12 protein-coding genes and 1 riboswitch are annotated in these 13,077 nt (G+C 49.7%); of the genes, 8 read left to right on the top strand and 4 right to left on the bottom strand.

From position 1 onward, the window contains the following. Positions 1 to 90 precede the first annotated feature (90 nt). Positions 91 to 1,344 carry an SH3 domain-containing protein gene (locus tag KNQ06_RS01175; RefSeq protein ID WP_214858324.1) on the bottom strand — a complete coding sequence of 418 codons (1,254 nt, stop codon included), beginning with the start codon at positions 1,342 to 1,344 and terminating at the stop codon, positions 91 to 93. Positions 1,345 to 1,516: 172 nt separating this feature from the next. Here KNQ06_RS01175 and KNQ06_RS01180 point away from each other — a divergent pair, with 172 nt between their 5' ends. Then, on the top strand, positions 1,517 to 2,428 hold the full coding sequence (locus KNQ06_RS01180) for a Gfo/Idh/MocA family protein (protein ID WP_215147149.1): 912 nt from the start codon (positions 1,517 to 1,519) through the stop codon (positions 2,426 to 2,428). A gap of 65 nt (positions 2,429 to 2,493) precedes the next feature. Here KNQ06_RS01180 and KNQ06_RS01185 read toward each other — a convergent pair whose 3' ends face one another. After that, positions 2,494 to 3,114, bottom strand: a complete 621-nt coding sequence (locus KNQ06_RS01185) for a hypothetical protein (protein ID WP_215147151.1) — start codon at positions 3,112 to 3,114, stop codon at positions 2,494 to 2,496. After that, complete coding sequence (locus KNQ06_RS01190) at positions 3,111 to 3,800, bottom strand: hypothetical protein (RefSeq protein WP_215147153.1); 690 nt, start codon at positions 3,798 to 3,800, stop codon at positions 3,111 to 3,113. The genes KNQ06_RS01185 and KNQ06_RS01190 overlap by 4 nt, the downstream gene beginning before the upstream one ends. Before the next feature lie 131 nt (positions 3,801 to 3,931). On the opposite strand from KNQ06_RS01190, the gene KNQ06_RS01195 reads away from it, so the two are divergent. Both KNQ06_RS01195 and KNQ06_RS01200 read left to right on the top strand, forming a co-directional pair. Continuing rightward, positions 3,932 to 5,005, top strand: a complete 1,074-nt coding sequence (locus tag KNQ06_RS01195; RefSeq protein ID WP_215147155.1) for a glycerate kinase — start codon at positions 3,932 to 3,934, stop codon at positions 5,003 to 5,005. 63 nt (positions 5,006 to 5,068) lie between these two features. Next, on the top strand, positions 5,069 to 5,638 hold the full coding sequence (locus KNQ06_RS01200) for a hypothetical protein (RefSeq protein WP_215147157.1): 570 nt from the start codon (positions 5,069 to 5,071) through the stop codon (positions 5,636 to 5,638). Positions 5,639 to 5,684: 46 nt separating this feature from the next. Here the strand turns inward: KNQ06_RS01200 and KNQ06_RS01205 are convergent, their stop codons facing one another. Continuing rightward, entirely contained in the window at positions 5,685 to 6,164 is a 480-nt protein-coding gene (locus KNQ06_RS01205; RefSeq protein WP_058704508.1) for a glutathione peroxidase, read from the bottom strand. Positions 6,165 to 6,334: 170 nt separating this feature from the next. On the opposite strand from KNQ06_RS01205, the gene KNQ06_RS01210 reads away from it, so the two are divergent. The 5 genes from KNQ06_RS01210 (at position 6,335) to KNQ06_RS01235 (ending at position 12,598) form a co-directional block, all read left to right on the top strand. Then, on the top strand, positions 6,335 to 6,529 hold the full coding sequence (locus tag KNQ06_RS01210) for a hypothetical protein (protein ID WP_029342614.1): 195 nt from the start codon (positions 6,335 to 6,337) through the stop codon (positions 6,527 to 6,529). A 241-nt stretch (positions 6,530 to 6,770) separates the two neighbouring features. Then, a riboswitch (cyclic di-AMP (ydaO/yuaA leader) is annotated at positions 6,771 to 6,924 on the top strand. A gap of 325 nt (positions 6,925 to 7,249) precedes the next feature. Beyond that, positions 7,250 to 8,890, top strand: a complete 1,641-nt coding sequence (gene kdpA / locus KNQ06_RS01220; protein WP_215147159.1) for a potassium-transporting ATPase subunit KdpA — start codon at positions 7,250 to 7,252, stop codon at positions 8,888 to 8,890. Positions 8,891 to 8,910: 20 nt separating this feature from the next. After that, a complete protein-coding gene (gene kdpB / locus KNQ06_RS01225; protein ID WP_483299328.1) occupies positions 8,911 to 10,977 on the top strand; it encodes a potassium-transporting ATPase subunit KdpB in 2,067 nt (688 codons plus the stop codon). Between the two features lie 14 nt (positions 10,978 to 10,991). After that, complete coding sequence (gene kdpC / locus KNQ06_RS01230) at positions 10,992 to 11,513, top strand: K(+)-transporting ATPase subunit C (RefSeq protein WP_215147163.1); 522 nt, start codon at positions 10,992 to 10,994, stop codon at positions 11,511 to 11,513. After that, entirely contained in the window at positions 11,510 to 12,598 is a 1,089-nt protein-coding gene (locus KNQ06_RS01235; protein WP_215147165.1) for a universal stress protein, read from the top strand. Before kdpC ends, KNQ06_RS01235 begins: the two co-directional genes overlap by 4 nt. Positions 12,599 to 13,077 lie beyond the last annotated feature (479 nt).

The following is a 13,077-nucleotide window of genomic DNA, read 5'->3' on the forward strand; positions in this document are numbered from 1 at the left end:
TGAATTCGTTTTCAGCGCAAGCATAATTTTAGAGACAAAATGAAAAACAACCTGACTCCCGGAAAGGGAATCAGGTTGTTGATTAAAAGATCATTGGTTCAAGACAGAACGGAGTGTCGTCTCGGTTTGAGACAACGATCCTTTCAGTGTGACAAGACCATATCGCGTCGAGCCTTTTTTGATGAAGAAGACACGTGTGTAGCCAGATTCCGGAGTGTAACCGGTCTTGCTCGCATAAACACGCGTATCACCTGGAAGTGAGGTGTTCGTGTGATACCACGTCAATGTCCGTGCATACGGTCCTTTGACAGTCGTCTGGTATGATTTTCGTCCACTGATGGTCATGAGCGCGCTGTACTTCGCATATGTATTCGCGAGTTTTTGCATATCAGCAGCCGTCGTGTAATGACTTGGATGATAGAAGCCGTGTGGGTTCATGAAATGGCTCGCACTCATCCCGATCGAACGGGCGCGACTGTTCATGTATGAGACGAACTTCGATTCAGAACCTGCTGTCCGGACAGCGATCGCTTTTGCTGCATCATTACCAGAGCGGATCAGCATCCCGTTCAAGAGTTGACGCATCGTGACTTTATCGCCAGCACGGAAGCCAGCGACACTGCTACCTGCAGGAACGGATAACATCGAAGACGTCAGGGTGAACGTTTGATCGAGCGTACCTTTACGTGCTGCTTCGTCATACGCGACGATTCCCGTCAACAATTTCGTCGTACTCGCTGGATAACGGCGGACGAAGCTTTCTTTCGTCAATTGATAACTTGACGAACCAAGCTTGAAATACCGCATCGAGGCAACCGGATAACTGCCACTCGATGGTTTAGGGCTGCTCGTCGTCACTTTTCGGGCAACTTGGCTAGAGACGTAATAATAATTGACTTTCCCTTTGACCTTATACCAACCGTTCGAGTACGAGACTGCATTGAACTTCGAGTTGTAGGATGCGAGTCGTTTGATGTTCTTTGATGAGGCCGTGCTTGGTGATGTCCGGACGTTCGCTCCAGCTTTCGAGTAGACGACGATTTTGTACGTCTTCACGGAACTACTCGTTACTTTTTTAGCGACTTGGTTCGATAGATAACGATATGTACCTCCGTCCTTGATCTTATACCAGCCATTCGTATACGAGACGGCTGTGAATTTTGCCTTGTACGCGGCACGTCGGACGATTGTCGCAGACGAGGCTGTACTCGGCTTTGAGCGGATGTTCGCCCCAATCGTCGAAGTGACGACGACCTGGTAACTGGCTGCCTGAGCTGGTATGGCAGGAAGACATAAAGCGAACAATAATAAGAGCGTAAGACTAGTACGGAGCAAGCGCTTCATAAAAACTCATTCCCTCCTTGTTCAAATATGGTTTTATCATAAAACAAAAAAAGGAAATTCACTTCTTTTCAAAAAAAGGAATTCGAATCCTGTTACGAGCCGTTTTCCATCTTTTCGTGTCAATTGACGTATCATAGGGAATGTAAGCAACAGAGGAAAAGGAGGAATTCACATGAAATTAGCAGTCATTGGTCTAGGGGACATCGCACAAAAAGCCTACTTACCCGTCTATGCCGAACGATCCGATATCGAGGTGTATCTGATCTCGCGAGATGAAGAGAAAGCAAAACGATTGCAAGCGGCGTATCGCTTTGCAGGAACATACGCGACATTTGCTGACGCCGTACAGGAGGGAATCGATGCGGTCATGATTCATTCAGCGACGATCGTCCATGCGGAGCAAGCACGGCAAGCGCTAGAAGCAGGAATCGCTGTCTACGTGGATAAGCCGGTCTCGATGGAAATCGAAGAGATTCGTGAACTGACACGTCTGTCAGAGGAGAAACAGTTACCGTTCATCACGGGATTCAATCGACGCTTCGCTTCGGCGCATCAGCGCTTGCTTGAGGTGAACGATCCGAATCTCGTCCTCATGCAAAAGAATCGAACGTCGTTCATCGAAGATGCTAAGCCGTTTCTGTTCGACGACTTCATCCATGTCGCGGATACGCTTCGTTTCTTGACAGGGTGCGGTGAGATCGAAGACCTACACGTCAAGAGTAAGCAAGACGCAAGCGGTCTGCATCACGTGACGATTCAATTCGTCTCAAACGGAATCACGGCAATCGGTGTCATGAACCGCAATAACGGCATCACGGAAGAACGCGTCGAGGTGATGGGACCGGAAGAAAAACGAATCGCAACGGACGTGACGACACTCGATCAATTGACGAAACAAGGCACGCTTCGGTATCCGCTCGATAACTGGGAAGCGACGCTAAAGCGCCGTGGATTCGTCGATATGCTGGATGCGTTCCTCCGGACGGTCAAAGGGGAACCGTCCGAGTCGGTCGTAGCTTCTGATAGCCTCGCGACACATGAATTATGCCAACAGGTGTATGAGCAGGTTCAAGCAACACGTTAAATTAAAATCATAAAAAAGCGCCGCTTCACTCGAGGATCGTCTCAAGTGAAGCGGCGTTTTACTGGTTATTTATTTGACAGTTGTTTGAGTTGATAGATTCGCTTACCGCCCGGACCTTCGAACGTCACGCGGAGTGTCGAACGGACGAAGCGATAGCTGACTTGTCCTCCAGATAAACTGACACGAGCGGAGAGGTCCGGTTCAAAACGAATGATTTCTTCGTCGTTTCGGAGCGCGTCCGGGAGACCGAACTGATCAAAGCGCAGCGTCGCTATGAACGTATCTTGCTCGTCAAAAGAGACATGGATGCGCCCGGTTCCGTCGAACGGCTCGTCTTCGAGCGTGCTTCGTTCGACTTCATACGTACCTTCGAACTGTTTGACCTGTTGCAACGTCTCTCTTGCACTGAGGGCGATGGCTTCTGCTCGTTTTCGGACAGGGTGATCCGTTGCGAGTTGAAGACGTTCGATCGCCTCCGCCGTTTTTAAGACATCACGAAGTTGATAGCCAGCAAGCTGTCGCTCAAGCTGAACCATCAGTCGAGCAGCCGGTTCATCGATGTCTTGTTTCGATTGTTCGACGGCGCGGGTATAAGTTTGCTGTTCGAGCTGTTCTTGAATCTTGGATGTTTCGGGCGAACATGCCATCAGGAGGCAAAGGGGCAGACAGAGGAGCACTCGTTTCATGAGGTCACCTCCGTTCGATTGACATCAATGATTTGCAGATGATCCGTATGCACTTTCAAACGATAATGGACGCGGTAGGTCACAGGCTTTGAACCCGTTGCTGTCGCGATTTGGTACGTTTCCTGTGTACGCAAGTGATATGTGGTACCTTTTGACGTAAATTTTTGGAATGTCACGGCAAGAACACTTGGAGCGACAGGGGCATCAACGGCATTTGTCAACTGCTCGAGATGGTCGAACTCGGATTCGAACACCTTCAAGGTCGTAAACTGGATGGCGGAAAATGTCTCGATGGAATCGTATTTCTTTGAATACGTCGCAAGCTCTGGGATCGTTCGTGTGTATTGGCGGACGAAACGAAGGACATCATAGGACGTTGGAGGCCGATCTTTCGAATACGTTTGATTGTAAGCCGTTTGGTCATCGGACCATTCAGAAAGAGCGAGTGCTTCGACGCTAGGCGTCTGACCGGCTTCCGGCGATACGGGATCTTTTAATGAATACCACAGGAAACCGGCTCCTCCGACGAGAAAGAGCAAAAGACAGGTGCTGATGAGCCAAGTCCGTGAAGAAGACGGAGCGGGTGGTTCAGCTGGTTGTTCTTTCTTGATGACAGGATGTTGGCAATGAGAACAAGTCGTATCGTGTTGACGAAGTGGTGTACCACATAACGAACAGCGTTCCATGAAATAAGACCTCCTGTGTATGTAAAATGAAATGTCAGATAAGGTAATGGTAATTTGAAATTAGTATCATCGTAACATTAATTGGAAACGCAATCAAAACTTGATATGAGTTTTTTAGGGGGAATGTACAGATGGGACGTCACCTGATTTTGATGGATGCATTCAAAGGGAGTATTTCTTCGAGCGAGGCGGCAGAAGCGGTCGCCTCCGGTATCCGGGCGTATGATCCGACAGCGATCATCGATTCTTCGCCTGTTGCGGACGGCGGGGAGGGAACGCTCGATGTCTATCTCGCACTCGGATATGACGTGAAGACGGCGATGACGATCGATCTAGCAGGTCGTCCGTGTGAAGTAGAATATGCTGTCAAGGGGACAGACGCCGTCATCGAAGTCGCGCGTATTTGTGGACTGCCGATGCGGCGAAGCGAGGATGATCCCGTTCGAATGAATACGCGTGGCGTTGGTCGTTTGATCGAGCAGTTACGCGATCAGGGAATCACGCAGATCCGACTGGCTTTAGGCGGGACTGGTACGACGGACGGAGGACTCGGTTTGCTCGCGGAAGTCGGTTGTCGGCTTGAAGATGCGTCTGGTAATCCGATTTCGTTTCAAACGAATCCGTTACTTGAGACGCATGCTATTCAATGCCCGGCGTATTCTGTTCAACTGGAAGCACTCGTCGATGTGACAGCTCTTTATCATGGTCCAGATGGTCCAGCGTATCTGTTCGGTCCGCAAAAAGGACTGCTTTTAGAAGACATCGTAAAGTTCGATCAGCAACTTGAACGGATCGGGCGGTTACTTGGACTAGAAAATGTTAAAGGAACTGGAGCAGCCGGTGGACTCGGGGGAGCGGTCTATGCGCTGGGCGGCACGATCGTTCCGGGAGCCAAGACGATCCTGCAACATCTTCGCGTAGCAGAGCGGATGGAGCAAGCGGATTATGTTTGGACAGGAGAAGGACGCGTCGACCGTCAAAGTCAAATCGGTAAGTTACCAGGTGAGGTCACGCGGATGGCAAAAGCAGCTGACGTTCCTTGTCTGATCCTTGCTGGAATCGTCGAAGAAAACATGCCGCACGCACTCGATTGTCGCTCGATCCATGCCGGACAAGCAATCACGCTGGAGCGAGAACAGACAATGGCTCGTATGAGCGAACAAACACGTAAGTGGCTCGAGGAACTTTCACTGAAACAGGGATGAAGTCGGAAAAGTTTGGGTAAATAACTGTATATTGCCATACTTTTAGAGAAGGTAGGTCATCGTATGATCAATCAATCGATTCAATTATCGTTTCGCCAAGTCCGAGCACTGGTCGAACATACCCTGCTATTATTCAAAGAGCTCGATCAACAATTAGCAAACCGTGGATACGAACCGGTTCTCCCGGAAGTCGTCCAAACGGAACATGGTCTGAGCATCCATCAGACGAAGGAGAGTGCGGAGTCACTCGTGCCGCACTTTTTAACACGGACGTATGTCCGGCAACAAGAAAAAACGAACCAACATGGATTGCTGATCTCTGTTCAATATACGCATCCGCTCCATGAACGATTCGATCCGGTCGTCCTCGTCGGCGAGGTTGCGTTCAAGCAAGCAAAACATGCGCAAAAAATCTTAAGTGAAAAGCCGTGGCTCCTGAAATACGCAGCTTTTGAATCTACGATTGCGCAAGAGTTCGTTGCCGATGGTACACGCTATACGACGCAACCGATTGAAGAAATCGAAGAGCTGATCGTCTGGGGGCATCCGTTCACGGAAATGCGCGACATCGATGACGTCAAACGATTGGCGGAAGAGATGATCAGTCGTCATCTCGAGCCGGGGACAACATGAAAATAAGCTTCCGTTCCTTCAAGAGAGAAGGAGGGAAGCTTATTTTTTAGACTTGAACGAGCAATCGTTCAATTGCTGCCGTCAAATCAGTTGGATTCGTTTTTGGTGAGAACCGCGTCACTTCTCCATCACGGGTCACGAGGAATTTTGTGAAATTCCACTCGACGTCTGTTGCACCGTCCGTCGTTGGTGCTTGTGCTTTCAGTTCCTCGAATAACGGATGTGCTTGCTCACCGTTGACATCAATTTTTGAGAAGACGGGGAATGTCACGCCGTAGTTGACTTGGCAGAACGACTGGATCTCCTCGTCCGTTCCCGGATCTTGATTCGCGAACTGATTACATGGGAAACCAAGTACGGTCAACCCTTGCGAACGATAGTCTTGATGCAATTGCTCGAGTCCTTCGAACTGTGGCGTCAAGCCACATTTGCTGGCTGTATTGACGATCAGCCATGCTTGAGCTGGGTAGTCACTTAAGGATGCCGACGTTCCGTCGACGCGTTGAAATGAATGATCTTGTAACATATCGATTCCCCCTTTTTAAGTACTTCTCCAGTGTAACAAATCCGTTTTCTCGTCGTCTTCTATCGTTACTTGCGAGATGACAGAAACATCACAATCGGGTGTCAGCGACGCTTTTTCGATGAATCTTTGTTACGATAAAAAGGAATATGGAAGGAAAGGAGAGATGCCACATGAGAAAAATGTTGAAACAATCGCGGTTCGTTATGATCGCGACGCTTTGTCTCGTCCTGGTCAGTAGTTGTATTACCTTACTGACGCTTGGGTTCGAACGCGATATTGTGATTCTTGTTTCTGGAGTGGTTGCCCTATGGGTGACGATGCTAGCTCCTTTGACGGTCCATGCTAAAATGAATCAGCAATCATAATCATTGTTCGTTCATGAAACCGCGGAACGATTCTCGCTAAAATGGAGCTCCTCCATTTTAGATGAAGGAATCGATTTCTGCGGTTTTTTTTCTTCTATAGCATAGAGGTGAAAAACGCTATTTTTCGAAAGTAAGTCATTAAAAAATCAGACTATTTTTTTTTCAACTTTTCTATTTACAACCCGAAAAAATCGGAGTAATATCCATCTCATCAACGAACACTAACATGTTAATGCTTCGATCTCAAAGTACGCCGAATTCATGATTGAAGCGGGGGACCCAACCGTCACGACACGTGACACGGGGTGAATCCTTTCCGAACGGGAAAGGTAGGGCGAATTCCTAGGTATGCCCGAATCCGACAGCTAACCTCGCAGGCGTTTTTAGGAGGGAACGACTCTTTTTCAGTATGCCAAAGTATAAAGGCGATGCTGGGGCCGTTTATTGCCTCACATCGTCTTTTTGTCGTGTCTAATTGTAAAAATATTGAATAATATGGGGGTAATTTCATAATGGGAGAGCTGTGGAGTATCGTATTGCTTGCCTTCTTCTTCGGTACGACGTTCGGGATGATTCATCTGATCGAACGCGTCCAGTGGAGAGCAGGTGACCGCAAATGACATGGTTTTTACTAGCGACGGGCTGCCTCGTCTTCTTGTATCTCGGTTATTGTCTAATGTATCCAGAAAAATTCTAATCGCATAGGGAGAAAAGAAAAACATGTGGACTCAATTCATGATCCAATTTTGGATCCTTCTCGTCATCGCACTTTGCGCGGCGGTCTTGCTTGGTCGCTACATTGGAGTATACTTCGCACCTGTCGCAGAGCGTCGGGTCGATAAAATCGGTAAGGTCGAACGACGACTTCTTTTGTTACTCGGCGTCGATGAAAAGAAACACGATCAATCGTGGGTCGGTTACTCGAAAAGTTTGTTGCTTGTAAATATTTTCTTCTTCATCGGTGGTTATTTGCTACTTCGTTTCCAAGGCAGTCTACCCTTGAATCCGAACGGTGCTGTGAATCTCGATTGGTCGACAGCGTTGCATACGACGATCAGTTTCATGACGAACACCGATCAACAACACTATTCAGGCGAGGCACTCTCATATCTCTCGCAAACGTTCGTCCTTGGAACGATGTTGTTCGTCGCTCCAACGATGGCGTTCACGGTCTGTATCGCTGTCATTCGTGGTCTTGCGAACAAACCACTCGGTAACTTCTATGCCGACTTCGTTCGCTTCATCTTGCGGATCCTGATTCCGATTTCACTCGTGTTCGGGATGGTCATGATCGTCTTCGGTGTACCACAGACGTTCGGAGGGGCGGTCAGCGTCACGACGCTCGAAGGAGCAAAGCAGTTGATTTACCGTGGACCGGTTGCTGCGTTTGAAGTCATCAAACAGCTCGGGAACAACGGTGGTGGTTTCTTTGGTGTCAATGGTGCTCATCCCTTCGAGAACCCGAACCAATTCGTCAACTTCATCCAGATGTTCTTGATGCTACTGATTCCGATGTCACTTCCAATCGCTTACGGCAAAATCATCGGTTCCGCGAAACAAGGTCGACTATTCCTTGGAGTCATGACGCTTCTCTTCATCATGATGACGGTCGGGATGGCAGGGAGCTTACTTGCGAATCCAACGGCACATGGTCAGGAATTACGGTTTGGTCAAATCGGAACGGCGCTCTACAGTTCGATTACGACAGCAGCTGAAACCGGTGCGGTCAACGCGATGCATGACTCACTTCATCCACTTGCTGGATTGATCCAACTCGGCAATATGATGCTCAACGTCGTTTATGGTGGAGCAGGTGCAGGATTCCTGAACGTCTTACTTTACGCCTTCGTCGCAGTCTTCCTGACAGGTCTCTTGATCGGTCGGACACCGACGTTCCTCGGGAAGAAAATCGAGACGTTCGAAGTGAAGATGATCGCGATCGCGCTACTCGTGCCGCCATTCCTGATTCTCGTCGGAACGGCAATCTCGATGTACGCTGCACCAGGCGTCGCCGGCATCTCGAACCCAGGTTATCACGGACTGTCGCAAGTCTTGTATGAGTTCACGTCCGCGACGGCGAATAATGGATCCGGTTTTGAAGGACTCGGCGACGCAAACGTCTACTGGAACGTCTCGACATCATTCGCGCTGTTCTTCGGACGCTACATCCCATTAATCTTGATGCTTGCGATCGTAGGTTCGCTTAAAGCGAAGCAATCGGTCCCACAAGATGAATTTTCGTTTAAGACAGACACACCACTCTTCGGAACAGTCTTCCTCGGTACGGTCGTACTCGTCGGTGCATTGACATTCTTGCCAGTGCTCGTACTTGGACCAGTCGCGGATTGGCTGACGATGTGAACAGGAGATAAAAGCATATGATGGAACGAATCATGCATCCGACGCCCGAGGAACACCAACCGAACGGGGAGCCGGAACACCAATCCAAATCAGCAATCAGTGGCTCGATCGCGCGTCAAGCGACGATCGATGCCTTTAAAAAATTAAATCCCGTCAATATGGTCAAACAACCGATCATGTTCGTCGTCTGGATCGGCTGCTTGCTCGCGATCGGCTATACGATCTTCATTGACGAGATGCGTGGCTTTAACTTAACGGTCAGTATTATCCTCTTCCTGACGGTCTTATTCGCGAACTTCGCGGAATCGATCGCGGAAGGACGCGGGAAAGCACAGGCGGACTCATTGAAAGCGTCAAAAGCAGATGTCATGGCACGCAAACGTGTCGGACAACTGATTCAAAGCGTTTCGTCTGCGACTCTTCGTAAGGGCGATATCGTCTTCGTCCGAGCAGGGGAGTATGTACCGGGTGATGGTGAAATCATCAAAGGACTTGCTTCGATTGATGAATCGGCGATCACCGGTGAATCCGCACCCGTCATCAAGGAAGCGGGCGGTGATTTCTCCTCGGTCATCGGCGGCACACTCGTCGTCAGTGACGAGATCGAAGTCCGGATCACGAGTAATCCAGGTGAATCATTCCTCGATCAGATGATTGCCCTCGTCGAAGGCGCAAGTCGTCAGAAGACACCGAACGAACTCGCGTTATCAACGCTCTTGACGAGCTTGACGTTGATTTTCTTACTTGTCGTCATGACACTACCGGTCTTTACGAACTATCTTGGATTTGATCTGTCAGGTCCAATCTTGATCGCCTTACTCGTCTGTTTGATTCCGACAACAATCGGTGGCTTGCTGTCCGCGATCGGAATCGCCGGAATGGACCGCGTTACCCGCTTCAACGTCATCGCGATGAGCGGGAAGGCGGTCGAAGCAGCAGGCGATATCCAAACGATCATCCTGGATAAAACAGGAACGATCACGTTCGGTAACCGGATGGCGTCGGAGATCACGCCAGTCGGCGGACGTACTGCCGAGCAGGCGTTTGAGGGGGCGATCCTCGCCTCACTCGCTGATGAGACACCAGAAGGACGTTCCGTTCTTGAACTCGCTGAACTTCGCGCGATGCCGGTGGAACAACACTGGTTAGATGGAGCAGAGATCGTACCGTTCCGCGCAGAGACACGGATGTCCGGACTCGACTTAAGAGATGGTCGCCGCGTACGGAAAGGGGCGGGGCAAGCGATTCAAGAATGGGTCAAGGAACAAGGCGGCGCCATTCCGAGTGATTTGCAGGAGAAAGTAGACGCGGTCTCTCGTCTTGGCGGCACACCACTCGTCGTTGCGATCGACGCAACGATCCTTGGCGTCATCTATTTGAAAGATACGGTGAAACCGGGCATGCGTGAACGATTTGATCGGTTGCGTGAGATGGGGATCAAGACGGTCATGTGTACGGGTGACAACCCGTTGACGGCAGCAACGATTGCCCGCGAAGCAGGCGTCGATGATTTCGTTGCCGAATGTAAGCCGGAAGATAAAATTCGTGTCATCCAGCAGGAACAAGCAGCCGGTCACCTCGTCGCCATGACAGGAGACGGTACGAATGATGCACCAGCACTCGCTCAAGCCGATGTCGGCCTCGCGATGAACAGTGGGACGCAAGCTGCAAAAGAAGCAGCGAACATGATTGACCTTGATTCGAACCCGACGAAGATCATCGAAGTCGTCGAAATCGGGAAACAGCTCTTGATGACACGGGGTGCCTTGACGACGTTCTCGATCGCAAACGATGTCGCGAAATATTTCGCGATCATCCCGGCAATGTTCATGGTGGCGATTCCACAGATGGAAGTGCTCAATATCATGCGTCTTGATTCCCCGATGAGTGCAATCTTGTCTGCCTTGATCTTCAATGCGATCATCATTCCGATGTTGATTCCGCTTGCGATGCGAGGGGTTACCTACAAACCGATGACGGCGGATCAATTACTCGGTCGTAACTTACTGATCTATGGTCTTGGCGGTGTCGTCGTTCCATTCATTGGGATTAAAATCATCGATGTCTTGCTTGCAAGCATCCTCTAAGGAGAAAACGAATCATGAAACAAGCCATTCGTGTGACGGTCTTCGTCGCAGCGTTATGCGGGATCGTCTTTCCCGCTTTATTGACCCTGTTCGGTCAACTACTCGTACCGAATAAAGCTGAAGGTTCTTTAGTACAAGAAAACGGAAAATTCATCGGATCGGAATTGATTGCCCAGCCGTTCACGTCGAAACAGTATTTTCACGGACGTCCATCAGCGGTCGATCAATTAGCGGGAGCGTCTGCTGGGGATAACCTAGCAGCATCGAACCCGGAGCTTGGCACGAAGATGGCGAAATTACAGAAACAGAACCAAGTGGACGGCGCTTCGCTTCCGGACGATGCCCTCGTGACATCCGGTTCTGGCTTCGATCCGCACATCTCAGTCGATTATGCTTTGGTTCAGGCGAAGCGTATCGCAACCGCGCGCGACCTGTCACGTGAAGAAGTACGGAAATTGATCACGAAGGAAGCAGGAACACATGATTACGTTAATGTCCTGCGCTTGAACTTAGCACTTGATCGGAGTAAGTCATGACACGAGGAAAGCTGAAGCTGTACATCGGCTCAGCTCCTGGTGTCGGAAAGACGTATAAGATGCTTGCCGATGCACGAGCATTGACGCTTGAAGGCAAGGATGTCGTCATCGGTCTGATTGAGACGCATGGTCGAAAAGAGACGGCGGAGATGGTCGGGCAACTCGAACAAGTTCCGCTACTTGAAGTCGTCTATAAGGACAAGACATTCCCTGAGGTGAACGTGGACGCGATCATTGCCCGTCGCCCGGATATCGTACTGATCGATGAACTGGCGCATACGAATGCGCCAGGATCGGTACGAAAGAAACGCTATCAAGATGTCGCAGCACTGCTTGAAGCAGGAATTAATGTCTATTCGGCCGTCAACATCCAGCATTTCGAAAGCTTGCTCTTTAAGGTCAAAGAAGTGACGGGTGTCGAAGTGCGGGAACGCATCCCGGATCCGTTTCTCGGGGAAGCCGATGAGATTCTACTCGTCGATGTCACGCCACAAACGTTACGGGAACGACTCGAGCAAGGAAAGATCTATAAGAAGGAAAAGATTGAACAGAGCTTGAATTCGTTTTTTTCGCTTCAGAATCTTGCGAGCTTACGTGAGTTATCGCTACGTCAGGTCGCGGACGAAGTCGACGATCAAGTCTATCAATCACGCTTGTTGATTGAAAAGGATCCAGCGTCGCTACAAGAACGGATTCTCGTCTGCATCCAGCTCAACGACAACGCGCGGAAGTTGATCTATCGCGGCTTTCGCATGGCGAGTCGTCTGAAAGCGGATCTTTATGTACTGACGATTTTACCGACGGCAGAGAATCAATTGAATGCCAAACAAAAAGAAGTCTTAGCGATGGTACGCGAGAGTGGCTCCTTGTTCGGAGCAGAGGTGCTGATCCGAATTCAAGGCGAGCGCTCGATTGCCCAAGCGATCACGGCAGCTGCCAAGCATCATCGCATCACCCAAATCGTACTCGGTCAATCTGCACGGACCCGTTGGCAGGAAATCCGACGTGGATCGATCATCAATGAAATCATGCGTCATGTCCGTGGGATCGATATCCAAATCGTTGCCGATGACATGGAACGCTAGGGGAGCCCTTCCGCGTAAATGCAGGGGTTCTCTTCGTATCATTCCGTAGTATGACGTAGTACCGTTCAGACTAAAGATAAAGTGCAGTTTTTCTCTTAGTGAGAAAGATTGCACTTTTTTGTTCACCTCGCATCGTTTTCCTGGGACAAGCATCGCGCCGCTTCACTTCGTTGCAGGGTCACTCCTGCTTGTTTTTCCCTAGGAAGCGATGTCGAGTGAACAATTTGCGTCAGGGTATAGAAAGTAGAAACGAAGAAGGAGAAGGACTTCTTTTGATAGATAAGAGAGATCATCATCACATCAGCACACCTTGTTTTGTAGGACCACTTTAGCCGTAAAAATGATGCGCTTATCGATTTCATTTCGTTATGTTTTAGTAGGACGCAACCGTACGTCCTTGGCTCCTACAGGAAAAGGAAGTGCGGTTAGCGCTTCCGTCAGGGATGGGTGAGACCCGACAAATCGCATGGAGTGCGAGA

Source organism: Exiguobacterium sp. s91, assembly GCF_018618915.1.
GTDB classification, from domain to species: Bacteria; Bacillota; Bacilli; order Exiguobacteriales; family Exiguobacteriaceae; genus Exiguobacterium_A; species Exiguobacterium_A abrahamii.